The organism is Colwellia sp. MB3u-55 (assembly GCF_014076785.1).
GTDB lineage: Bacteria > Pseudomonadota > Gammaproteobacteria > Enterobacterales > Alteromonadaceae > Colwellia_A.
Window position 1 is genome coordinate 101,933 of sequence record NZ_JACGUS010000103.1, and the last position, 25,601, is coordinate 127,533.

Annotated in this window: 13 protein-coding genes and 1 tRNA gene; 4 read left to right on the plus strand and 10 right to left on the minus strand. The window is 38.6% G+C overall.

Annotated features, from left to right (window positions below):
- The first annotated feature begins 46 nt into the window (after window positions 1–46).
- Entirely contained in the window at window positions 47–721 is a 675-nt protein-coding gene (gene queE / locus H4J66_RS06985) for a 7-carboxy-7-deazaguanine synthase QueE (RefSeq protein WP_182172356.1), read from the plus strand.
- Window positions 722–725: 4 nt separating this feature from the next.
- Here queE and pdsS read toward each other — a convergent pair whose 3' ends face one another.
- Together pdsS and pdsR are read right to left on the minus strand one after the other, a co-directional pair.
- Window positions 726–2,921 (minus strand): proteobacterial dedicated sortase system histidine kinase, encoded by a 2,196-nt coding sequence (gene pdsS, locus H4J66_RS06990; RefSeq protein WP_182172358.1) that lies wholly within the window; start codon window positions 2,919–2,921, stop codon window positions 726–728.
- The gene (gene pdsR, locus H4J66_RS06995) at window positions 2,911–3,609 is read right to left on the minus strand and encodes a proteobacterial dedicated sortase system response regulator (RefSeq protein WP_182172361.1); all 699 of its coding nucleotides are present in this window, start codon (window positions 3,607–3,609) and stop codon (window positions 2,911–2,913) included. Before pdsR ends, pdsS begins: the two co-directional genes overlap by 11 nt.
- Before the next feature lie 196 nt (window positions 3,610–3,805).
- On the opposite strand from pdsR, the gene pdsO reads away from it, so the two are divergent.
- The gene (gene pdsO / locus H4J66_RS07000; RefSeq protein ID WP_182172364.1) at window positions 3,806–4,606 is read left to right on the plus strand and encodes a sortase-associated OmpA-like protein PdsO; all 801 of its coding nucleotides are present in this window, start codon (window positions 3,806–3,808) and stop codon (window positions 4,604–4,606) included.
- Window positions 4,607–4,779: 173 nt separating this feature from the next.
- Here pdsO and H4J66_RS07005 read toward each other — a convergent pair whose 3' ends face one another.
- The 5 genes from H4J66_RS07005 to H4J66_RS07025 all read right to left on the minus strand — a co-directional run bounded on the left by H4J66_RS07005 (window position 4,780) and on the right by H4J66_RS07025 (window position 15,903).
- The gene (locus H4J66_RS07005; protein WP_182172366.1) at window positions 4,780–6,588 is read right to left on the minus strand and encodes an alpha-amylase family glycosyl hydrolase; all 1,809 of its coding nucleotides are present in this window, start codon (window positions 6,586–6,588) and stop codon (window positions 4,780–4,782) included.
- Between the two features lie 50 nt (window positions 6,589–6,638).
- A complete protein-coding gene (gene malQ, locus H4J66_RS07010; protein WP_182172370.1) occupies window positions 6,639–8,819 on the minus strand; it encodes a 4-alpha-glucanotransferase in 2,181 nt (726 codons plus the stop codon).
- 105 nt (window positions 8,820–8,924) lie between these two features.
- A complete protein-coding gene (gene glgX, locus H4J66_RS07015) occupies window positions 8,925–11,078 on the minus strand; it encodes a glycogen debranching protein GlgX (protein ID WP_220463229.1) in 2,154 nt (717 codons plus the stop codon).
- Window positions 11,078–13,366: a 1,4-alpha-glucan branching protein GlgB gene (glgB, locus tag H4J66_RS07020; protein WP_182172373.1), complete on the minus strand. Its 2,289-nt coding sequence runs from the start codon at window positions 13,364–13,366 to the stop codon at window positions 11,078–11,080. The genes glgX and glgB overlap by 1 nt, the downstream gene beginning before the upstream one ends.
- A 32-nt stretch (window positions 13,367–13,398) precedes the next feature.
- Window positions 13,399–15,903, minus strand: a complete 2,505-nt coding sequence (locus H4J66_RS07025; RefSeq protein WP_182172375.1) for a glycogen/starch/alpha-glucan phosphorylase — start codon at window positions 15,901–15,903, stop codon at window positions 13,399–13,401.
- Between the two features lie 438 nt (window positions 15,904–16,341).
- Here H4J66_RS07025 and H4J66_RS07030 point away from each other — a divergent pair, with 438 nt between their 5' ends.
- A complete protein-coding gene (locus tag H4J66_RS07030; protein ID WP_182172377.1) occupies window positions 16,342–17,373 on the plus strand; it encodes a LacI family DNA-binding transcriptional regulator in 1,032 nt (343 codons plus the stop codon).
- Between the two features lie 83 nt (window positions 17,374–17,456).
- On the opposite strand, the gene H4J66_RS07035 is transcribed toward H4J66_RS07030, so the two are convergent.
- On the minus strand, window positions 17,457–18,908 hold the full coding sequence (locus tag H4J66_RS07035) for an MFS transporter (protein ID WP_182172379.1): 1,452 nt from the start codon (window positions 18,906–18,908) through the stop codon (window positions 17,457–17,459).
- A 303-nt stretch (window positions 18,909–19,211) separates the two neighbouring features.
- Between H4J66_RS07035 and H4J66_RS07040 the strand changes: the two genes are divergently transcribed.
- Window positions 19,212–19,302 (plus strand) — tRNA-Ser (locus H4J66_RS07040).
- Window positions 19,303–20,117: 815 nt separating this feature from the next.
- Here the strand turns inward: H4J66_RS07040 and H4J66_RS07045 are convergent.
- Both H4J66_RS07045 and H4J66_RS07050 read right to left on the minus strand, forming a co-directional pair.
- Window positions 20,118–22,160, minus strand: coding sequence for a methyl-accepting chemotaxis protein (locus tag H4J66_RS07045; RefSeq protein ID WP_182172380.1), 2,043 nt, complete (start codon window positions 22,158–22,160; stop codon window positions 20,118–20,120).
- 873 nt (window positions 22,161–23,033) lie between these two features.
- Complete coding sequence (locus tag H4J66_RS07050) at window positions 23,034–24,884, minus strand: DEAD/DEAH box helicase (protein WP_310650631.1); 1,851 nt, start codon at window positions 24,882–24,884, stop codon at window positions 23,034–23,036.
- Window positions 24,885–25,601: the final 717 nt, after the last annotated feature.

Here is a 25,601-nt window from a genome sequence, read left to right on the forward strand (position 1 = left end):
GCATTTTACTTCAATTTACACCAGCAATAAACAGGCAAAAACCCCGATGACCGTAAAATACAAAATTAATGAATTATTTGAAACTATTCAAGGAGAGGGCGCTTTTACCGGTCAACCTTCAATTTTTATCCGTTTACAAGGTTGCCCCGTTGCTTGCTCGTGGTGTGATACTAAGCATACTTGGGCAATAAACCTTGAAGATGAAGTAACACCGAATGCTATGTTAACAAAAGAAGCTGAATCTCAAACGTGGTCAGCGCTTACGGTTAAAGATATTTTAGCGATGATAACGGCAGAAGGTTATCAAGCCAAACACATTGTTATCACAGGCGGTGAGCCAGCGATGGTTGATTTACTCCCTCTGTGCCAAGCACTTGAAACCAATGGTTTTAGTTGTCAATTAGAAACATCGGGTACTTTTGAAATACAGGTGACGGATAAGTGCTGGGTGACTGTTTCACCCAAAGTAAACATGAAGGGTGGCTACAAAATATTAAACTCAGCGATGTTACGTGCCAATGAAATTAAACATCCAGTGGCGACTGAGCAGCATATAGACGACTTAAAAGCGTTATTAGCCGAACATAATATTGTTAACACCCAAGTTTATTTGCAACCGATCAGCCAAAAAGAACGGGCAACAGCGTTAGCAATAAAAAGCTGTATTGAAAATAATTGGCGTTTATCCGTTCAAGTACATAAATATTTAGGTATAGAGTAAATAATTACTTTACCTGCAATGGCAAGGTAATCGACACCGTGACACCTTGCGGATTATGATGATTACTTGCCACGATATGCCCCTGATGAAATTCACAAATCAAGCGGGCAATATATAAGCCTAAGCCCAAATGAGGAGTCTTATCTTCTTTCATTTGCGGTGTTTCACGCATTGAAACCATAGCATCAAAAAGTCGCTCTTCCATCGTGTCGGGTAATAACGTGCCGTTATTGCTAACGTGAATGGTGATGTCTTTGTTTTTCAACGCTGTCGTTATGAAAAGTTTATTATCATCACTAAACTCTACGGCATTAGTGACAACCTTATCTAATAATTGCGCTATATGCTCAGGCGATCCCGCCAACATTACTTTTTTATCTGAGGCCAAATACTCAATAGTAAAGTTAGGGTATATCTGCTGATATCCTTGTACACAACCATTAAGCACATCAAAGAGATTAAAACTGACCTTGTCAGTTTGATTGAGCATTTGTTCAAGACGAGTCGCTTCACTCATATTGGTTAATATATTGTTTAAGCGATTAATACCACTTTGGGCACGGTCAATGTAAGCGGAACTTTTCTCAGGTAAGGCTTGTAAAGACAAATTTTCTAAGGATGTTCTAACAATCGCTATCGGGGTGCGGAGTTCATGTGAGAGTCGTGACGACATATTTTCTAAGTAATGATTGTACTGGCTTAAACGATTTACTGCCGTAGAAAAACTGCGAGAGAGGTCGCCAATTTCATCATTGGCTGTTGATACTTGCATACTCTCGGCTATCTCGTTATTGATTCGACCGTGTTCATCAATAGCAATTTCTGCCTGATTACGCAGTTGGCGAATGCGATTTGAAATACGTGACGCAAAAAAGAAAAAAGCGAAAGCACCCAATAACATAATCGCTAAAATTGACGTAAACAATTTCTCTAAGGCTTTATTTCGTACACTGAGAATGCCATTGGTTGTTTCTTCAACAATGACCGCACCGTTGACCTTATCACTGATATAAATAGGGTATGCAGCTGATATGATTACCGCTTTTTTATCTGTGGTTAATCGCCATTGAGATTTTGGCATACCCGCAAGTGCGGCTTCAATATGTTCACCCGTTAGGTTTTGCGTGTCGTAAAGACGGTCAATAAAATCATCTTGAGGTTTGTTGAGCAAATGTTGAAATAACGGTTGTAAGTATTTTTGTGTCCAAGCATACCAAGAGCCATCGTTATCAGAGTTATTGATGTTTTTTTGCCATAAGCCACTGGCTTTTTTTATGTCGCCACTTTTTGCTAGTACGCGATGATGTTGATCAACCACCCAAATACGTGACTGTGTGTAACTCATGCCCTTTACTATGCGTTCAATTTCAGGTGACGGCACCAAAATGGTGCCTAAGGTTGCTGCGCTACTTGGATCTGCACTGCCTATTATTGTTGTGGCTGCACTCAATGGCGTATCAACATCATGAATGGCAAAGGCTAAGCGGTCACTGATTTTAGTTAAAGGGATGCGAAGTTCAATATTATAACCTTGCTCGGTATCGCGCCATTGGCCCTGAATGAAGCTAACGGGTCTTGGAAATTGAAGCCGTTCATTACTTTCAAGGTCATTAATGCGATAGGCAGCAAGCCACCCCTGATTTTTATTACTGACGATAAAACGTTGGAAATTGCCATTAATATCGTTGAATGATAATTCCAGATGATCATTTTTGTTGATGGCTCGAGCATTTTCATCACGATAAATAACCGTATCGTCGATCACCTGAATAAAAAAGTATAAGTATTTATCATATTTTCCAACAGCGGCACTGAAATGATTAGTGAGCTTATCAACGCTTAATTGCTGACCAAGCTGGTTATTAACCCCATAGTAGTGGGACTTTTCTTGAAAACTTGGCCAGTCGTTGGGTAAACCGTCGAGATTTATCGCTTGAGATAATTGATAACCGTAAAGGTCTTTACCTTTTTCAACATCGGGTAAAAAACTGGCTTGGTTATTAAAAAGGTTAGGGCGTTCATGCAACGAAGTCGCGAGGGCTCTTGCTGTTCCTATGATTGTTTGTTCTTGACCAAAGCGTAAATACTTTTCCATTTCCCATACGTATTGATAACCAAACCAGGGAATGGCAAAGAGAAAACTAGACAGGAGTAGAAGCTTAGTTCGTAAGCCGAAACGAAAATTGAGCTTATTTTTCATCTTTGTTCCAACGATAGCCCATGCCATAAACTGTTTCTATGCAGTTAAAGTCTTTATCTATTTGGTTAAATTTTTTACGAATGCGTTTTACATGGGAAGTAATGGTACTGTCGTCGACATAGATGTTGGAGTCTTTCATCAGTTGTTGACGGTTCTTAACATGTCCGGGGTTTTTAGCTAAGGCAAAGACCATCCAAAATTCGGTGATCGTTAAATCAACACTTTGTTGCTGCCAAATAATGCTCATTCGTTGATTGTCGATAGTTAGCGGCCCTAATGTGAGTAAACTACTTTCAGCAGTTGGCTGTTTTAGTGCTTCTTGGCGACGAAAGAGGGCTGCAATGCGCGCTGATAAATGTGGCAGGCTAATATCTTTAGTTAAATAATCGTCAGCGCCAATACGTAATCCTGACACCGTATCAACATCATTATCACGCGCAGTTAAAAAAATAATAGGCAAGGTCGTTGATATATTCCTAAGCCATTGGCATAGGGTAAAACCGCCGTCATATTCTTGCTCTAAGCCAATATCTAATATCACAAGGTGAGGCAAACTTATTGCAAAGGCCTTACAGGCGTTTTCTCTATTAGCAAAGGTCTGCACTTGATAACCTTGAACGCGCAGCACATCCGCATAGTTTTCTCTTATAGCGGCTTCATCTTCGACTATGGCAATTCGTTTTAACACTCTATACGACTCTATTGGTTAACTTATTTTAAGGCACTATATAAGAGTTTTTTTATAAATGCGCGCAATTGTTGTAATTGCCACATTGTTGCCACATTTGCTCATTACTTTGCCTTTTTTGTGTCGTTTCAAAGCCTATTTTTCTTGTTTTAATTACCTCGTCAACAAAAAACACCTTAATCATTTAGGAATTAACATGAAAAAAATTAACAGTAAATTAAACCCAGCGAAACTTTTCTTAATCACAGCGCTTATTGCTGCACCGACATTAAGTCATTCCGCATACGCCTTTGAAAAGTCAAACTTAACAGCAAGCGATTCGGTTGAACTGAGTGACAGAGATAAAGAAAGTATTGGCTTAGGTAGCGGCATGATCATTGGCGCGATATTTGGTGGTCCTATTGGCGCTATTTTAGTGGGAGCGACCGGTACACTTATTGCGAAAACACAAAACGATAAAGAAAATTTGAGTGAACTACAGGCGTCATTGAAAAAGCAAGAGCATGATTATTTGCAGGCTGCAAACGAGTTCCGCCGCAATTTACAACGCTCTGAACAAAATCATCAATTAGAATTATCGGTTTTAGAACAAAACTTTGATAAAAAACACCAAAATGCCAGTCAACTACAAGCTGAAAATTTACTGATGAGTTTACAATTTTCAACTGGCTCTAGTGACTTACAGCCGCACTATAAAAGTCAAATCGTTGCTTTGGCAGAAATGTTACAACAATCGCCAAAACTCTTTATCGATTTATCGGGTTATACCGATAAACAAGGTAATAAAAAATCAAACCAAGCGCTGTCTATTGCTCGTGTTAACACCGTTAAAAATGCCTTAATTGACCAAGGCGTTAAAGCAGAACGCATTAAACTGTTTGCTTTTGGTGAGCAAGCGCCGGTAGTGGCTAACACTCAACAAGAAGTCAGTTTTTATGACCGACGTGTGGTAATAAAGCTGCACAGTAACACCGAGCAAGTGGCTAATAATTATTAAGTGTTGGTATAAGTGAAGGTAAAGGTGTGTTCAATCATTTATTTAAATAAGATAAGGAGGTGAAACAGCAAATAATGAAATAGTTTACTAATTAAAGAATAAATTAAAAACCAAGGACACTCCCATAGCGCCTTGGTTTTTCTTTATCTGTGCAAAAAATACTAAACCTTCAGCTACCTGACCTGATAAATTGCAAAGCTTAACGGGGGAACGGTTAATGTTCCATCGACAAACTCATCACTTTTAAAGGCTGGGTATATTTTTTTGCCATTTTTGAGGGTAAAGCCTAACGCGACAGACTTTTCTGTTTTTGCTGTATTAAAGACAATAATGATTTCTTCTTCGTCTTTTAATGTACGAGATACCGCAAAAACCCCCGGCTTATTATCAGCATTTATGAATTTTTGTTCGCCAAACCTAAGTGCTGGGTATTGATAATAGATATCTGCATACTCAGCAAATGTCTTATAAAATAGATGATTTTCATCAAAGTTGTCATCAGCGGTCGTTTTAATATTTGCGAGTAAATCATCATCGTTGTAGCTGTCTACCAAGGAAGGCATCATGTCTTGGCGAGAGTCTTTATCTCCGCCATCACCAACAAAACCTTGCTCGTCGCCATAATAGACAATTGGCACGCCACGCAGAAAGTAAACCATCGCATGGGCTAGCAAGGTGCGTTGAATAATTTCTGCTTCGCTATAGTTGAAATCACTACTTTTCAACATGCCAGAAAAACGTCCCATGTCATGGTTACCGGTAAAGTTAAGCAACTGATTGGCATTACTGTCACTGTCATTATAGTAAGCATCATTCTCGAACACCTCAACGAGTTTATGTGTTCCTTGCTGTTTAATAAGGGTGTCTTGTAAAGCAAACTGTAAGGAAAAATCAAGTACAGACTGCATTTTACCTACTGTGGTATAAGCACTTAATTCTTTAACATCGCCACTATATACTTCACCAAACATAAAAAATTCTGGAATACCTATCGCTTTTGCGTGGTCAACAAGCGCAGGGGCAAAATCTGCCCAAAACTCTATATTGACGTGCTTTACGGTATCAATTCTAAAACCATCAGGTTTAAATTCACTGATGACATTTTTGAATATTTCGGTCATGCCTGTAACCACTTCAGGTGAATTAGTATCAATATCATCTAAGCCACTAAAGTCGCCATATATCGAGTTTTCGCCTTCATAGGTTGTATCTCCTTGGTTGTGATAATATTTTTTATCATTTAACCAAGCGGGTGATTTAAGGTTTTCTTGGCCTTTAGGAATAACGGCTTGATAAGTATCACCCGCTGCCACTTGAGCAAGTGTTTTATATAAACAGCCATCATTTTCTTTCATCAAATACTGTAAGCCATCTTCGCCGTGACATTCAACATACTTAATAACGTCAGCGGTGTGGTTAGTAATAATGTCAAAAAATACTTTTATATTCTCTTTATGTGCAGCGTTAATGAAACGTTTTAAATCTTCATTACTGCCCAAATGTGGGTCAATTTCATTAAAGTCTAAGATCCAGTAACCATGATAACCCGAAGAATCACCTTGCATGGCCTGATTACGCATAATAGGTGTTAACCAAATAGCGCTAATCCCCATACCTTTCAAATAAGGCAGTTTAGCCTGCAAACCTTGAATGTCACCGCCGTGATACATGCCTTTGTCGGCTTTATCAAAACCACCAGCAGATATTATGTCGGTCTTAGAACCTTGGTCATTATCGGTGTTGCCATTATAAAAACGGTCGGGCATAACAAAGTAAAAAACTTCATCTTGTATATTTCTATTTAAATAAGGAGCTAAATCGTCAGCATTTTTAAGTGGTAAGGCTTTTGCCTCACTTAAGCTGGCTGATTTTTCTATGTGAATTGGCTTAGTTTCATTACAAGCGCTAAGAAATAGGCCACTTAAGATAAGTAGCGCAATCTTTGATTTTTTTAATGTGAATGTACTATTTGTTATTATCATTATATTCTCATCCATTATGGTGTTCATTAAAATCGACATTATGACTAATATTAGCTTTTTGGTCTGGCTTTTTGCATCGCTTGTGCAAGCAATTTAACAGAATCTTTTTGCCAAAACTCAGTCATAGTTACCGGTAATTTTTGACGCCAGTTAGGGTGTTCATCGATAGTGCCGGGAATGTTAACTTGTTCAACAATCTCTAAGGTGTCTTCTAATGGAATAAGTTGGATATGGCTGTGTGCTTTCGCCATATATTTCTGGACGGCAATTGATAATTCAGTATTGATTATTGCCGGACTTTGTTGCGGCGCTTTTGTTACATCGATAACGTCTAAGTCTGCTAAGGCTGCAACTAACAAGCTACGGTCTTGTATACGAGCTTGGCGTTCTTGTTGGCCCATTTCGTCTGATGGATATAGATTCAATGCTTGTCGCCAATGTAAATCACGTCCAGTCCACCAACCGGTAAGGGTAGGTAAATCGTGTGTTGACACGGTTACCATAGATTGGGCTGGATACAACTCCGGGCGTTTAAATAAACCCGACTCCCAACGCTCAAAAAATAGCACCTTGTATGATAGTAAACCTGCGGCGGCCATTATTTCACTAAAGCCATCGGGCACCGTGCCTAAGTCTTCGCCGATAACCACACAGTCATTACGACGAGATTCAAGGGCAATAATGCGCAATATATCTTTAAATGGAAAGGTAATATAAACACCTTGATCGGCTTTCATGCCCGGCGCTACCCAATATTGACGCATTAAACCTAAAATATGATCAATACGTAAAGCACCTGCATATTGCATATTACTGCGCAGTGCCTTTATTAAGGGTAAATATCCTTGTTGCTGCAGTGCTACGGGGTTAATCGGCGTTAGCCCCCAATCTTGCCCTAAGGTATTCATAGCATCGGGTGGAGCACCAACCGCTGCACCAGACACATAAACATCTTTATCAGACCAAACATCAACGCCCGAGCCGTCACAACCAACCGCAAGGTCTAGATATAAACCAATCGGCATGCCAGCTTGTTCTGTTAATGCGGCAACATCAGTTAACTGGCGATGAGCTAGCCATTGCAAAAAAGCAAAGTAATCAAGACGTTTAGCATGCTGTTGTTGAAAAGCAGCGACTTGTGCTGAATGTGGTGATTGAAACTCACTCGGCCACATTTTCCAACCATAAGCATTAGAATCAATCATTCTAAAATACTCATATAAGGCGTCAAAGGTGGTTAACAGTAATAAATCATCGCCTTGCTCGGCTTTAAAGTCGCTGAACTCTTGGTAGGTCGCGCTTACATTCTGGTCATTATTCGCTTGAATGAAGTCTTCAAAGAGTAATTCAATAATTTCAAATTTAACATCAGCAACGCCAGGGTAATCGATAAGTTCAGTGTTACGGACGAAGTTAACTTTTGCTTGAAATTCATCACTGTTAAAGCGAAGTTGAGCGGCCTTGCAGCTGGAAAAGTTAGGTACCTGGGTAACATCAATATACAAACTATTGAGAAAACAACGGCTGGTCGGGGAATAAGGGCTGCGATGTGCGGGATTATTTTGATACAAGGGATGCAACGGATTTAAACCTATGGCGGCAGCGCCTTGCTCGGCAGAATTTTTAACCAGTGTTTTTAAATCACCAAAATCGCCCATTCCCCAATTACTTTCACTTTTGAGTGAATATAACTGCGCAGCATATCCCCACATTTTTTCTGGTGAGGCTTCCTGTGGGCTATAACAAGTTTTAGGCGCAAAAATCAAATGACAACTTGCTGTTTGTTGGCCATAACTCAGCTTAAGCTTATGATAACCTTGCGATAACAAAGGGAGTGTTAAGGCAAGCTTTCGATATTCTTTATCGGCAAGCTGATTTTTTTCTTGGAAAATTAACTCGCTAACCAACACTTCACCCGTTAAGATTTCGCTTTGCTCAGTAGTTATCTGCCAAGTAACTTTTAAACTTTCATCTACCGGTAGGCTAATAATAATAGTGTGACTGTGTTCTTCAAGCTTAGCAATATGGACGCCAGGCAACATTTTACGCCAGCTATCTTCTTGTAAGGCGGTAATACTGTTATTGATAGTATGGTTATTAGACAGGTCATAACCCATAGCACAAAGTAGGCTATGCCTAGCACTTTCGTTTGCCGGAACTTGGTGCCCATAACTATCAGTGTAACTTCTGTGAAAGCCAACTAGGTCGGCAAGTTTTTCTATCAAATTCATAAGTTTAATACTCTATTCTTTTTGAGTGGCTAAAGGAATACTTTTGCCAATGCTTGTGGTGATTTTGTTATCTACGATTCAACTACTTAACGCAGAACCGTATTGCTATTTGTCTTTTGGGCTATGTAAATACCGCAATACCACACAGCTATGTTCAGCAATGGTAATAGCGGGGTGTCTAATGTTTTTTTGCGATTTTTTGTCAGCGTAACTGTATTCTTGATTATCAACAGCGGTATCAATGAGCACTTGCCAGTAACCGTTAAGTACTGGCAATAAGAAGTTGATACTGCGCTGATGAGCATTAAAAATAATCAGTAGGGCATCGTCTTGCTGATGTTCAGGAGTAGATGAGCGCTCGGTATTGGCTAACATCATTGCAAAGCACTTGATGGATTGATCATGCCAATTGTCTTTAGTCATCGCTTTACCGTGACAATTTAACCAACTGATATCAGCTAAACCGGTATGTTCACTTACTTTTACACCGTGTTGATAATGTGTTCTGTTTAATAGCGGATGTGCTTTTCGCAGTGCAATTAATTTTTTAACAAAATCTGATTCTTGCTGTGCTTGTGGGCTTTGCCAATCTAGCCACGATATTTCATTATCTTGGCAGTAAGCATTATTGTTACCGCGCTGGCTATTATTGAGTTCATCGCCACTGAGTAACATCGGCGTGCCTTGAGCAATAAAGAGGGTGGTCAGTAAATTGCGTTTTTGCTGGCGGCGTAACAGACTAATTCTACAATTGTCGGTTGGCCCTTCAGTCCCTAAATTATGACTAAAGTTACTGTTATGGCCGTCATGGTTTTGTTCGCCGTTCGCCTTGTTTTGCTTGTTATTGAAGCTCACTAAATCGGTTAAGGTAAAACCATCATGTGAAGTAATAAAATTTACACTGGCACTAGGTCGACGACTGGGCTGTTCAAAAATGTCACTTGAGCCGTGCAAACGTTTAGCAAACTCTGCAACTAAGCCTTGTTCACCTCGCCAGAAGCGTCGACAAGAGTCACGAAAACGATCGTTTAGCTCTAACCAGCTATTGGGAAAACGGCCTAGTTGATAGCCGCCATGACCGACATCCCAAGGTTCGGCAATAAGTTTAACTCTTGATAAGATAGGATCTTGTCTTATACTGGTAAAAAAGTGATTGTTGGCTTTAAAATCAGGTGCATCGCGCCCTAGTACTGGCGCTAAGTCGAAACGAAAACCGTCAACGCCCATGATTTCAACCCAGTAGCGCAAACTGTCAGTGATCAGTTGAATAACACGAGGGTGCTGCACATTAATGGTATTGCCGCACCCTGAAAAATTCTCATAATAGCGTTTGTCTGCGGGGTGTAAACGATAATAACTAGCATTGTCTATGCCTTTAAAGCTCAGCGTTTGACCAAGTTCATCACCTTCTGCCGTATGGTTATAAACCACATCAAGAATAACTTCGATACCTGCTTCATGGTAAGTTTCAACCATAGAACGAAACTCGCCAACCTCACCTGAATGGCAGTAAGCGGCGTGCGGAACAAAAAATGAAATGGTGTTATAGCCCCAGTAATTAGTTAACCCTTTGTCTTGGACAAAGTCCTCATTAATAAACTGTTGCACGGGCAGCAGTTCAATACTGGTTACCCCTAAAGACTTTAAATACTGGCAAACCTTTTTATTAGCAAGACCCGCGAATGTTCCGCGTAGCTCAATGGGTACATCGGGATTTTGTTGGGTAAAGCCTTTAACATGTAATTCATAAAGAATGGTGTCACGGCGACGAACTTGTGGATGCGTTTGACTAAACAGTAATGGTGAAACAACCACACACTTTGGCATAGTCGCCGAATTATCACGATTATCAACGGTTAAATCTTTTTGGGTGCTTTTTAGATCATAACTAAAATTAAGGTCGCTGCGGATAAAGCTACCGTGCAATTTTTTAGCATAGGGGTCTAACAATAATTTATTAGCATTAAAACGATGGCCATTATGAGGTTCAAAAGGACCATGTACGCGGTAGCCATATAAACAACCTTCTGCGATCCCTTCAACGAAACCATGCCAAACATCATCGGTAAACTCAGGTAATTCAATACGCTGTAGTTCATATTTACCGTCACCTGAAAATAGACAAAGTTCTACTTTTGTTGCATGTGCAGAAAATAGGGCAAAGTTACAGCCCAGACCATTTTTAGCCAGTGAAGCACCCATCGGATACGAACGCCCCGAAGTTACTTTGTATGCAGTGTTAATTGCGCAAGTTGTCATTATTTACCCTCAAGTGGTAAACGTACATCTTTGAGGATAAACATCGCTGTCGCTAACGGCGGTACAGTAATGTCTATATAGTGTTGCTGACCTTGCCAGGCCAATTCAACACTCGGTAAAATACCTAGGTTCAAGGTGTTACTGCCGCCATAAATTTCAGCGTCCGAGTTAAGTAATTCGACGTACTCTCCCGATTTTGGTACCCCTAACTTAACGTTATGATGGGTTTGTGAGGTAAAGTTACATACCACGACAACCGCATTCTCTTGGGCGTCATTGCCAAAACGAATAAAGCTGTAAATTGATTGTTCGCTGTTTTGATGATCTAACCAACGAAAACCCTCGCTTTGGCAATCTTTTTCATAGAGTGCTGGCGTGTTGCAATAAACCTTATTTAACGCTTTAATCAGTCGCTGTACGCCACTGTGCCAGTGAACGTCAAGTTGATGCCAATCAAGTTCGTGGTCATGATCCCATTCTTTACCTTGGGCAAATTCACAGCCCATAAAGAGGAGTTTTTTACCGGGATGTGCCCACATAAAACTGTAATAAGCGCGTATATTGGCAAACTGTTGCCAAGCATCATCGCCAGGCATCTTTTGTAAAATAGAGCCTTTACCATGAACAACTTCGTCATGACTAAGTGGTAGAATAAAGTTTTCATCAAAGGCATAAACTAGGCTAAAGCTAAGTTCGTTATGGTGATGGCAACGATGCACAGATTCACGCTGCATGTATTGTAAACTGTCGTTCATCCAGCCCATATTCCATTTATAACCAAAGCCTAAACCGCCATCATGGGTCGCGCGAGAAACACCCGGCCATGACGTAGACTCTTCTGCAACAGAAAATGTACCAGGATATTGTTGATAGAGTTCTTCGTTAAAGCGTTTTAAAAAGTCGACAGCGGCTAAGTTTTCTCTGCCTCCGTGGATGTTAGGGATCCATTCATTTTCTTTGCGGCTGTAGTCGAGATAAAGCATTGAGGCAACTGCGTCAACGCGAATACCGTCAACATGGTATTTATCTAACCAATGCAGGGCATTTGCTCGCAAAAAATTGGCAACTTCAACACGCTCGTAATTATAAATAAGGGTATTCCAGTCGGGGTGATATCCCTGTCTGGGGTCTTCATGCTCAAAAAGATGAGTACCATCGAAGGTCGCTAAACCGTGATTATCACTTGGAAAATGTCCCGGTACCCAATCAATCAATAAGCCTAAATTGGCTTGATGACAGGTATCAACAAAATACTGAAAGTCAGCTTCATTACCAAACCGAGCTGTTGGTGCAAACAAGCCAACGGGTTGATATCCCCATGAACCATCAAATGGAAATTCACTGACTGGCATCAGCTGAATATGGGTAAAGCCCATTGATAAAGTGTAAGGAATAAGCTGGTCAGCTATCTGACGGTAATTTAAAAATTCGTTATTTTTATCTCGGCGCCAAGAGCCTAAATGGACTTCGTAAATTGAAATTGCAGCGTTTCTACTGTTATGTTTTTCACGTTTAGCTAACCAATCTTGGTCTTGCCAAAGGTAATTATCTTTTGCACTGATAATTGATGCTGTGTCAGGACGGTATTGGGCTTGGTTGCCATAAGGGTCGGCTTTAAATGGTAACATGTTGCCGTTTTTGTCTTTAATCGCATACTTATATTGTTGCCCAACTGACGCTTGTGGGATAAATATATTCCAATAGCCACTAGCGACATCGCCCAAGGTGATATTTTGCATGGCATGGCTACGTTCATCCCAGTGATTAAAGTCACCAAGCAAAGAAACATGACTGGCATTAGGTGCCCAAACAGCAAACGAAACACCCTGAATTTTTTGGCCATTAAGGGTTTTATTTTGCTGATGAGCGCCTAATTTCTCGTAAGGTTTTTGATGATTACCTTGTTGCAGCAGGTAAATATCAAGCTCCCCTAAGGTAGCTGAAAACTGATAGGGATCGTCAATTAACCATGATGCGTTTGCATAGGTTAGCTTAAGTTTATAAGTGAATAATTTTTTACGACGTAGCTTCAGTGAGTAAAGTCCACTGTGATGAATTTTCACCAACTTACCTAATGATTTTATCTGTGCATTACTATTAAGTTGCGCTGATTTTTTATTAGGGGCTATGGCCATTATCTCAACAGCGTCAATATCGTTAAGGTGAGGAAAGTAGCAAGTGATCCGTAAATAACAAGTGTTTTGGTCAGCATTTAACCCTAAAACTTCGTAAGGTGTCTTATGGCAAGCGCTGACTAAAGCTTTGATGTCATTTACAGATAAACTCATATGTTTTCCTCAGTTTTCTTAATAATTAATGCTTAAGCGCTCGGTGTTAAAAACCAAATGTTTTTCACATAGTCTTCAATCGAGCGATCAGAATTAAATTTACCCATGAACGCTGTATTTAAAATGGCCATTTTTGCCCAACGTTTTTTGTCTTGATAAGCGACACCTAAAGCTTGTTGAGCGTCACTGTAGCTTTCAAAATCAGCCAGCACTTTGTACGGATCGCCACCTCCAAGGAAACTTTGTTTAATCGAAGATAATTCTCCCATATGACCTGGCGTAAAGTAGTCCGTGTCTAACCAGTCTAAACAGGCTTTGATTTCATTATTCGTTTCATAAAAGTGATAAGGGTTGTAGCCGTTGTTATCTAGGGCTTTAACTTCATCAACGGTTAAGCCAAAGATGAAAATATTGTCGTCGCCAACTTCTTCAGCTATTTCAATGTTTGCGCCATCTAAAGTTCCAATGGTTACGGCACCGTTGAGAGCGAGCTTCATATTGCCAGTACCAGAGGCTTCTTTACCTGCTGTTGATATTTGCTCTGAAACATCGGCTGCCGGAATTATTTTTTCGGCTAAACTGACCCGATAGTTAGGTAAAAACACCACTTTTAATTTGTCTTTAATGCGGGAGTCATTATTGATTTTTTCAGCAATTTTATTGGTTGCGTAAATAATTTCTTTGGCTAACTGATAGCCCGGCGCTGCTTTTGCACCAAAGATAAATACGCGTGGTTGCATAGGTAAGTCAGGATCAGACAATAAACGGTGGTATAGCGCTAAGATATGCAATAAATTAAGGTGCTGGCGTTTGTATTCATGAAGTCGTTTAATTTGGACATCAAAAATGGCCTCTGGGCTCACATCTATACCGGTTAATGTTTTAATTTCAGTGGTTAATGCCACTTTGTTTTGATGTTTAATTGCCATGAATTTCTTTTGGAAACTGGCATTATCAGCAAGGGTTGATAATGAAGATAAGCTGTTTAAGTTTTTAGCCCAATCATCGTCAACATGCTTTGATAGTAATTCAGACAGTAATGGGTTACATGATTTCAACCAACGTCTTGGGGTAATACCATTAGTTACATTGGTTAACTTCTCTGGCCAAAGTTGGTTGAATTCTGGGAATAGATCTTTTTTTACTAAGTCTGAATGGATTTGAGCAACACCGTTAACTTTATGTGAAGTAATGACACATAAATGTGCCATACGCACTTTACGTTGTTCACCTTCTTCAATAATTGAAAGGTGAGCGCGCATTGCCTCGTTGTTTGGCCACATCGCATTCACTTCATCATTCAAAAATGCTTCGTTGATACGATATAAAATAGTTAAATGGCGTGGTAATACGCGCTCAAATAATGAAACAGACCATTTTTCTAACGCTTCAGGTAACAGGGTGTGGTTAGTATAAGAAAATACTTTACCGGCTAATTGCCAGGCGTTTTGCCATGAGAAGTCATACTCATCAAGTAATACGCGCATTAACTCTAAAATGGCAATGGTAGGGTGGGTATCGTTAAGTTGGATCGCTACTTTTTCAGCAAAGTTTGTACTACTTCCTTGGGTAAGTGGACCAAACTGCAGCTGATAACGACTAATAATGTCTTTAATTGAACAAGCACAGAAAAAGTACTGTTGAATAAAGCGTAATTCATTACCCGCATCGTGTTCGTCATTAGGATAAAGGACTTTAGATACAGTTTCAGCATTGACTTGATCGTGGTGGGCTTGTAAATAGTCACCCTGATTAAGGGTATCCCAGTCAAAGGCAGAGTCTGCGCGACATTCCCATAAGCGTAAAGCATTTACGGTTGACGAGTTATAGCCAACAATAGGAATATCCCAAGGAACCCCTTTGAGCATTTTTCCTGCACGCCAAACCGATGTTAAACTACCGTTGGTTTGTGCTTGTTGTTCAACATAACCATAAACGGGGATAAGCTGGATAGATTCAGAACGGCAAATTTCCCAAGGACTACCAAACTCACGCCACATATCAGGCTGTTCTATTTGGTGTCCGTCTTTAAAACTTTGTTTGAATAAACCATGTTGGTAATGAATGCCGTAACCCATAGCGTTGTAATCAAGTGTCGCTAATGAATCAAGAAAACATGCAGCTAAACGGCCTAATCCACCATTACCTAGTGCTAAATCAGCCCCTTCTTCACATAAGTCGGCTAAATCAAAACCGAGTGATTTAAGGGCCTTTTCGGTATTTTTATATAAATCTAAATTATGTAAGTTGTTAGAGAGTAGTCGCCCCATCAAATATTCAAGTGACAGGTAGTTAATACTTTTAGTCGCTGATTTTGCTTGTTGAACCTTACTTGCTTGCAGTTTATTAATAATAATTTCATTAAGCGCCATTGATGTCGCTTGCCAATAAGCCTGCTTGTTTTGTGGTGTGTTTTTGTAGGCGTCTTCACAAATAACGCGATCACCTAAGGTACTATTCAAATGGTGCTGAATGCGTTTTTTTAACTCTGTGGCGGTAATATCAGCGGTGCTACTTTTTATTTTTTTATTTATCATAATAAATTTTTATCATCAAAAACCGTCTTCTTCGTTGCTGACGTTTTGATTTGTTTCCTGTTTATTTAAAATCTGTGGCGTATATATAGGACTTTATTCATCCTTATTTTTTATTTGCATCAGTTGTACGAATTTTTTCCACAATAAATAACGTGATGATTAAATTATGCCGATGTTAGAAATTAGAGCAATAAACTACATACGTATGCATGATGGATTTATGCACTATTTGCCATGCATACGTATGCATTTTTGATGATTATTGGCGCTTGATGAAAAGTTCAGGGTGATGACTTACTCGCTACCATTAAAATTTAATGAAAGTCGTCGTTTATCAGCTGAGTAATTTTTTGCTTTACTCTTAATAAGGTATACAAGGCTAGAGGGCTAAGTTAGTATCTAAGTAGTATATTTATTAATAAGTTATTGGTTAATTTAATGGTTAAAGCTAAAAATACTTCGTTTGATATTGCTTATCGTGCGGGCGTTTCTCAGTCAACAGTCTCAAGAGCACTACGTAATAGTCCGTTAGTAAATGAAGAAACACGGCTACGTGTTCAAGCCATTGCCAAAGAACTTAATTACAAAGTAGATAAAAACGCCAGCAGTTTACGTACTCAACGTAGTGTCACCATTGCCTTGTTATTGTTTGAAGACCCAACCAACGATGACTCATTAATCAATCCTTTTTTTATGTCAATGTTAGGCAGCATTACCCGAGCTTGTGGTAATAAGGGCTATGATTTATTAGTCTCTTTTCAGCAAATGAGCCACGATTGGCATGCTGACTTTGAAGATACCCGTAAAGCTGACGGGATAATTTTGTTGGGTTACGGTGACTACACCGATTACGAAGAAAAGCTTGTTCAGTTAATAGAGCAAGAAACCCATTTTGTTCGTTGGGGGGCTGAAGTAAAAGACCTCGATGTTGTTTCTGTCGGTTGCGATAACTTCCAAGGAGGCTATCAACTCACCGAACATGTCATTAATAATAACCGCAAAAAATTTGCTTTTCTAGGCGGTATTTCAACGGGCTCTCCTGAATTTTTAGATCGTTATTTAGGTCATTGTAAAGCGCAAACTGATCACGACTTAGTCGTTAATACCCAACTTCAATTTGACGCGATTTCTACCGAAGAATCTGGCCATAACGCTGCATTAAATCTTATCAAGGGTGGTGAAAGTTTTGATGCTATTATGGCAGCCAGTGATTTAATTGCCGTGGGCGCCATGCGCGCTTTGCAAGAACACAATATGCGCGTACCCGAAGATATAGCCGTGTTTGGTTTTGATGATATTCCGGTTGCTAGTTTTACTTTTCCGACCTTAACTACGGCTAAACAAGATACGATGTTAGCAGGGGAGTTATTAGTAGAGAAGCTTTTAGCACTAGTGAATGGTGAAGAAGCAAAAACAGAGTTGATGGCAACCACACTTGTGGTTCGTCAATCTTGTGGCAGTGGTAATTGATGTTTTATAGCGTTTATATAGGTTAGTTTTTCACTAAAAAATTTTAGGTAGAGCCCTAACCTACAAACAAAAGCGAGTAGAGGTTACTCGCTTTTTTCTTTGACAAAATAAACGGAAACAGCGCCAAGTACCATAGAGACACCCGCTAAGATAATAATATTTATTGCCTGATTTTCAAAAACTGAATTTAATATCCAGCCAGCAAAAATTCCTGAGATAATTTGTGGCGCGGCAATGGTAAAGTTAAAAATCCCCATGTATACACCGGTTTTGTTGGCAGGTAATGCACCAGCAAGTATTGTGTAGGGCATTGCTAAAATAGCCGCCCAAGCAATACCTACACCTATCATAGGAATAAATAAAGTAACCGCGCCTTGTGGCACCGTGATTTCGGTGATCAATAAATTGACTAAAGTTGGTTCAGGGTTATTGATAAACATAAAGCTTAAATAACCTAAGCCACCGGCGAGTAAGGAAAACGAGTAAACCGCTTTTCGGCCAAAGGTATTGGCAAGCTTGGCCAGCACAACTGAGAAAAACGCCGCAAACAAAGAATACGCTGCAAACAAAATACCTACCCAGTCACCTGCTGCGCCTTTTGCTGCAGCGATATCATTGGGAATACCACCAACAGAGCTGATATAGGTTGGGTCAAACCATTTTACGTCTATGCCCCAAACCTGTTGAGCAATGGCTGGCATGGTATAAACCCACATTATAAATAGAGAAAACCAAGAGAAAAACTGTACGAGTGCTAAACGCTTCATTACCTCAGGCATAGTTTTCATTAAGCCAACGAAGTCAGTTAGTTTTTCAATTAACGACTTTTCAATGGCTTGTTCTTTGGCAACTTGTTCAGCATCCATTCCTTTGAATTCATAATATTCTTTAGGTGAATATTCTTTAGTTTTAAAAACCGTCCATAACACCGAGCCTAATAAAACCGTGGCGCCAATATAAAATGCCCAAACAACAGATGGAGCAATACTACCTTGCTGTGAGGTATTCTCTAAACCAACAACATTTGTAAGAACAAATGGCAGTATAGAGCCGATAACGGCACCAATATTAATCAAAAAGGCTTGGATAGCATAACCCTTGTTCATTTGATTATCGGGCACCATATCAGACACTAGCGCTCTAAAAGGTTGGAAAGCGATATTAAAAGATGCGTCCATAACCGCTAACATCATCGCACCAAAAATCATTGGCGTGATAACAGAGACAAATAACGGCGCGTTTGGCATTAATAACATACCGACAGTTGCGCATATGGCACCGATTAATATATAGGGGTTACGGCGACCAAACTTATTCCATGTTCTATCTGACGCTGCGCCGACGAGAGGTTGGATAAGTAAACCCATAATAGGAGCGAGCAACCAAAATAAAGATAAAGAGTGCAGGTCAGCACCCAAGTCTGAAAGTATTCGACTGACATTAGCGTTTTGTAAAGCAAAGCCAAATTGAACGCCCAAAAAGCCGAAGCTAACATTCCATATTTGCCAAAAACTGAGTTGAGGTTTGTTTTTCATTTATTATTTTTCTTATGAGAGTAACACACGATGGAGTCATATAATCACAACCAAAAAACTGACACAACAAATTACATACGTATTCAGCATGATATAAACAGGTAATATTATTATTTAAACGCAGCGAAAGTTTTTATGTAAATAGTCAATAATGGTAAATTATCGCTAAATAGCTGTTTTTTTCGCACACTTGTTGATTTATCGAACATAAAGAAGAAATAGTAAAATTAGTGCTTTACAAATGTTATTGCAGGTCTTAATATCTGCCCCGTCTTCAAGCAAGCAATTGTTTTAAGACATTCAGGTGAGATGGCTGAGTGGTCGAAAGCACTGGTCTTGAAAACCAGCAAGGGTTTATAGCCCTTCTAGAGTTCAAATCTCTATCTCACCGCCAAACAAAGAGAAGCCCGTTACGAAAGTAACGGGCTTTTTGTTTTTTAATAATTAGAAATTTTAAATAAGGGTTTATAGAACTAAACCTTCGAGTAGAGTTCAAATCCACTCTCACCGCCAAACAAAGAAAAACCGCTAATCGAAAGATTAGCGGTTTTTTGCTTATAACAAGTTAAATCTATTTAGTAATAATAATTAAAGAACACCTTAACAGGTACTTTAGATACCAATACAAAAGGAAGGTCACTTTACACAGTACCTTTTAATCTTTTATGCAATGTCATAAGATTAATACCATGTTTTTATTGTATCTTAGCTAGTGTAAACCCTTGTTCTCTTGGCTCTCTGGCTTGAGTCGTATTCTTAGTCGTTGAGTGATTAGAAAAGGGCGTCCATAAAATTCAGAATAAATAGCAAGTTTGCTTTAGCTAGACATAGACTGACAAATGGGCCAGAACATAGTATTAAAACAACAAAAATACTGCTTGAATTTTTAAAACCTACCATTATTCCGTTCCAACCTAGGGCAATACGCGAAGTAAAAATAATGGTTACGTAGCAAAGTATGGCTTATCTAGAAATATTACAGAGGAACTTCATATAAAAATAATGGAGTTGAGCCATCGTAGAATAAGTGGAAAAAATATTGCTGATATTTTTTACCTGTAGGCAAAGCAACAATTAACAGAGTTCTAAGCGCGAATAAGTAGTTAGTTTTAGGATATCGCTGCAAGCATGTCATTGTCAGGTACTGATCTTAGTGGTTATGTGGAAATAGATAATTCTTATTCCACATAACTCATGCCAATTAATCGTTTATATTTTAAATTGTTTGATTTGGCTTGTAAGTCCTTCACCTAATCTGGCCAATTCATTACTTGTTGTCGATACCTGTGACGTTGATGCTGATGATTCAATCGTTAAGTTTTGCACATTAACAACATTGCGGTTAATTTCTTCAGCAACAGAAGATTGCTGTTCAGCAGCGGTTGCAATCTGACAATTCATATCATTAATAGAAACTATTGATGATATGATGAGTGTGAGAACATCGCCTGTTTCATCAATTTTTTCCACCACTTGCAGTGCTTGCTCATGGCTTTTATTCATACTGGCAACAACGTTGAGGGTACCAGTTTGTATTTTATCGATCATTGTTTCAATTTCTAAAGTAGATTGCTGAGTGCGCTGCGCTAGCGTACGAACTTCATCTGCAACAACTGAGAAGCCACGCCCCTGTTCTCCAGCACGAGCCGCTTCAATAGCCGCATTGAGTGCTAATAAATTTGTTTGATCAGCAATACTTTTAATTACATCTAATACAGAACTAATATTGTCACTATCAACTTTGAGTTTATGAATCTCCTCTGAGGATTTATTAATTTCATCTGTTAATAGACCTACTGATGCGACAGTTTTTATTATAAGATCACCACCTTTTTCAGCATAAGAGTTGGCCTCTACTGCTGAACTAGCGGCTTGAGCGGCGTTGCTGGCTACGTCCTGTACCGTTACTGTCATCTCATTCATCGCCGTAGCGACTTGTTCAGTTTCACGACTAAGATTTTCTACTCCTTGGCCTGTTAATTGGCTAACAGTTGATAACTCTTCTGCGGCTGCTGAAAGCTGATCAGAGGAATCTGTTACTTCACTAATTACTTTACGTATTTTGGCAACAAATTTATTAAAAGCGCGTGCGAGATCACCTGTCTCATCTTTAGCACTTTCGTCAATAACTACGGTCAAGTCGCCTTCGCCTTGAGCAATATCTTCCATTCGAGACAATATTTTTTGCAGAGAACCACTGATATTCATTGCTATATATAGGGCCATAATGATACCTACAACAATGGCTATAAAAGTAATAATCAACATGAAATTACGCGATGTAGAGTATTTCTCAGAACTACTGATGGCATCATCTTCCATCTCACGTTCTGCTTTTTTTACTAGGCTAGTCATTAAAGCGCCGGCTTTGTCACTTAGTTCTCGTCCTTTATTCGATGATAGTTCAAAGGCACGATGGTTACCGTTTTCACGTGTAGCATTTCTTACTTGCTGATGTAAAACTAGATATCGATTGTACTTTTTTATAAAACTATCAAGTACTGGTTTGTCTTCATTAGAAACAATCAATTTTAATTGGGATAAGCGGTCAGAAATATCAAGTTTCCTCTTGTTAATCTTGATAGCGAACGCTTCTATGTCTGTTAAATCAGTCGAAAGAATCATGTTTTTTTCGTCACGATGAATTTCTACTAAGTTCCGATTAATGCGGGCTGAAAGTTTAATTTGATCTGCTGCGAGGCGAACCAAATCTAATTTATTGGATGAGTTTAAAGCATTGTTTGCAAGTTCTACCAAGGACCTAATTTCTTTAGATGCAGCATCGAAGGCTTCACGGGCTTCACCCTTAGATAATTTTCCTGCCACCTTGTTAGAGTTTAGTCTAGCGAGTGTCCGTACTTCAGCATTAATCGTTATGTATTCATCCCAAAGGTTAGAAAACTGATCTAATAACGCCTTGCCATCATCATCAATCAAAGCCCTTAGTTTGATCCTACGTTCAGTCATTTCAATATTTTCTGTAGCGGTATTGGCAGAAAATACGTCCATTTCTTCTTTAGTTTGAGCTAAGATAATATTTTTTTCTGCTCTCGAAATAGCTAACACGTTTTGGTTTATACGTGCCGACAGTTTTACTTTTTCAGCTGATACATCTACAGCTCCTTTGAGTAACTTATTTATACTGGACATCCCAGTAATACCCGACCAGGCAATTATACTTAACAATAAAATTAAAACACTATAGCTGACAATAAGTTTCGTTTTTATTGAATATACTTTTAAATTTTTCATTTGAGGTTCTAGATTATAAAGAAAAATAATATACATCATTTATATCAAAAACATTAATAACTAAATGTATCAATATTGATAAATAACTTTTATATTTATTATAATAAAAGTAATAAAAGTAATAAAAGCTTTAATACGTCTCAAAATATCGCATCTTTAAACTATCAAAGTGGTGACTTTAAAACCTATGCTAGGCTTTAGAGTTAAATACCTTATTAACAGAAATTGTGGATAGTTATATTTTGCGTAACTCTCTGATAACTCACTGACCCGAGAATGAAGGTTTAATGGTAGGATTTGGTAACGGTAAGTTTTAGCAACCCTTGTCTTTAAAAGTTGCTTAACCACTTCAAATCATCAGGCACATGGTGTTTTGCACTATAACGGCTAACCGACTTCTTCTAAATCGTTGACCACAAATTGTAAGGGCGGGAGTCACCAATTTATCAGAATTATCCTTGGTAAAAGTTACTTTATGGTTAAATGCTATTTGATTTTCCTGATTTATTAGCCCAAATAGCATATTAGGTACTAAATTTTTTTTTATATCAGTAATAAAAGGTGTTATTTTGTGAATACCTAAATATCTCAGTTGTGACCTTGGACTATATAATCGAAAACATGAGTGTTTGTTGTAGGAAACTTCTCTCTTTTTTCAAAATATCAGTCTTTAGAATGGTGTGAGTTTGATGGAAAGTATACAAGTTAAAGAGTACGTGAAGCATTATTTTCCAGAGTTCTATTTTTATCGCACTACTATATCCTGTAAGTTACACAGATAACTTATTAATTTTAATTTTTAAAGTACTCTTGTTAAGTGTGTGCGTTCATTTTTTTCATTAGGTTAATCATTGTTTATATTTTATATTGAGCCTATTTGAGCTCATTGGCTTTTCGGTATTTACCTTGATAGTCAAAAAGTCTGTTTTTGACACGCCAGTAGAATTTTTGTTTTCTACCAATGACAAAGTCAGGACACGGTAAAATGTTAGCTAACGTTAATGCCTGTTCAAGTGTAGTCACTTCAAACGATTCAGTAGAGCCCAGCTGAACACTAATTTTAGCGCTAAGGCGTTTAGAAAAGATATCATTGAACGCTTTAACTTGATTGGGCTTAGCGAAGTCAAAAGATTCATTGAGTTCAACGCCTTCTTCATCATGGTAAGTGATTTTTAACTTATCAGCTCCCTTATCACTCACTTTCGTTAAATTAAGACCTGCGCAACGTATAATTTTTGAATCTTTAAGTTGCAGTGCTTTTTTTAACATATCATCGGGGTCAACCAAGACTTCATGACACTGTAAACAGTTACGAGCAGCTATGTCATTTTCACCACCGCAGTGTGGGCATTCTTTAAATACAAAACGATAGTCACATTGGTTATCTGACCCTTGTTCTTCAATCAAGCCTTGGCATCGTCGGCCGTAGTGTTCCACTAGATAGCCGTCATCATCACAAATGCCCCAAAATAAATTGGGAAATTCACAACTGGGGCAAATAACTTGCACCGGCTGACTTTTACTATTCGGCTTTTTCTCACCAACTTCGGGATGATAGAGGTCAAATTCATTGCCCGTATAGTCAATGACTAAGCAATCTTTTTTGTTATCACTCAAACGCAGACCACGACCGATGATTTGCTGATAAAGACTAACTGATTGGGTTGGGCGTAATATCGCAATCATATCGACATGTGGTGCGTCAAAGCCAGTGGTTAATACTGAAACATTAACTAGGTATTTAATTTCTTTACGCTTGAATGCCTTAATTAACTTGTCGCGTTCAGTGTTGTCGGTAGCACCGGTAATTAATGCACTTAATTGGGCAGGTAAATAACTGAAGACTTCCTTTGCATGCTCAACTGTAGCGGCAAATATCATAATACCTTGACGTTTATAGCCTAACTCAATGACCTGCTCAATAATGCCTTGAGTCACCCGGGGATTTTTGTTCAATAGATGATTGATATCCACAGGACTATATTCACCAGAGGCGTTTGCTCGCAGACTACTAAAATCATAATGTTCTATGGTGGCATCGACTAAATTAGGTTCGGTTAAATACTGGCGTTTAATTAAGTAACGAAGGGGTAGTTCATAAATACAGTGCTCAAAAGGTCGCTTTTCTTCACTTCGCATGAAACCACGGTAATGTTTTTTATAAATCCAGCCCATACCTAAACGATAAGGGGTTGCGGTTAAACCCAATAATTTAACATCGGGATTAACTTGCATCAATTTTTCAATAATTTGTTGATACTGGTTAGTATTGGACAGCTTGCTTGCTTTTTCTTGTGTTTGCTCTTTGGGCTCCCCTTCAGCTTTGTCCTTAGCAAGCTCAGTGCTGGCTAAGTTAACTCTATGACATTCGTCAATAATAATTAAAGAGTAGGGCTCACTAAAGTCATCTAAATTGCGAGCTGCCGATTGTATGCTAGCGAACGTGACTTGGTGCTGAGTTTCTTTCAGTTTTAATCCGGCCGAATAAATACCGGCGGTAACACCATAGCTTTCATATTTTTGATGATTTTGCTCGACCAATTCTTTCACATGGGTGAGTACCAGTATTTTTCGCTTTGCCAATCGAGCAAGCTCGGCAATTACCAGACTTTTACCTGAGCCTGTAGGTAAAACAATCACCGCAGATTCGTTGGTTTTTCGAAAGTGTTTAAGCACCGCCGAAACAGCTTCTTGTTGATAATCTCTAAGTTGAAAAACTTCCACGCAGTGCTCTTGCCTTAATAGGGAAATAAAAACGGCCATAATAGCAAAGTAGTGGATAAGTCCAAAATTTAAAACTAACTTTAAACCTTGATTAGTTTGTAGGAGTTAATCTAATAGTAGGGTTTAATAAAAGACTAATATGCTGCGCATTACTGGGAACACCATTGAGGTAATTGAGCCTTAATATGATTTTTTTGCAAAAAATTATACAAAGTAGTACTGATAGGTAGCTTTACAGTTTCTTCTTAGTAACTAGGGAGTACTTCATAAAAATCAAACAGACAATTTATCTGTTTAATTTATTATCTATAATGATCATGAATTTACTCTAGTGGAAATTTATTGAATAAAACCAGTGCCCATAGACGTCCCATTCTTCACACAAAATATAGAAAAACCGATAACCAAAAGTTTAATGTTTTTTTGTTTAATAATGCTAAAATTTTTATAGCAAGGGGTATATAAAAAAGCAGTTATTAAAGTACGAAGCTTTTACATTTTAGTAATATATGAAGGTTGAACAAATGAGTGTTAGGAAAGGATTTACAATCGATCTTAAACGACTAGGTTGCCGTCATTTTTGGTGGTGTATTTATCTCTTAAAATGCTTAAAATCAGGCTAAAAAATTGTACATGGGAGAGTTAGAAGTATTACCTATACGATATATTATTATTGCTAACAAAATAACAAAATAACAAAATAACAAAATAACAAAA

What these genes read in the sequence shown, in the direction of transcription:
- H4J66_RS07025 (WP_182172375.1), bottom strand. Translation starts at nt 15,903, where the DNA reads ATGATAAATAAAAAAATAAAAAGTAGCACCGCTGATATTACCGCCACA.
- H4J66_RS07005 (WP_182172366.1), bottom strand. Translation starts at nt 6,588, where the DNA reads ATGATAATAACAAATAGTACATTCACATTAAAAAAATCAAAGATTGCG.
- pdsO (WP_182172364.1), top strand. Translation starts at nt 3,806, where the DNA reads ATGAAAAAAATTAACAGTAAATTAAACCCAGCGAAACTTTTCTTAATC.
- pdsS (WP_182172358.1), bottom strand. Translation starts at nt 2,921, where the DNA reads ATGAAAAATAAGCTCAATTTTCGTTTCGGCTTACGAACTAAGCTTCTA.
- malQ (WP_182172370.1), bottom strand. Translation starts at nt 8,819, where the DNA reads ATGAATTTGATAGAAAAACTTGCCGACCTAGTTGGCTTTCACAGAAGT.
- queE (WP_182172356.1), top strand. Translation starts at nt 47, where the DNA reads ATGACCGTAAAATACAAAATTAATGAATTATTTGAAACTATTCAAGGA.
- glgB (WP_182172373.1), bottom strand. Translation starts at nt 13,366, where the DNA reads ATGAGTTTATCTGTAAATGACATCAAAGCTTTAGTCAGCGCTTGCCAT.
- glgX (WP_220463229.1), bottom strand. Translation starts at nt 11,078, where the DNA reads ATGACAACTTGCGCAATTAACACTGCATACAAAGTAACTTCGGGGCGT.
- H4J66_RS07035 (WP_182172379.1), bottom strand. Translation starts at nt 18,908, where the DNA reads ATGAAAAACAAACCTCAACTCAGTTTTTGGCAAATATGGAATGTTAGC.
- H4J66_RS07045 (WP_182172380.1), bottom strand. Translation starts at nt 22,160, where the DNA reads ATGAAAAATTTAAAAGTATATTCAATAAAAACGAAACTTATTGTCAGC.
- H4J66_RS07030 (WP_182172377.1), top strand. Translation starts at nt 16,342, where the DNA reads ATGGTTAAAGCTAAAAATACTTCGTTTGATATTGCTTATCGTGCGGGC.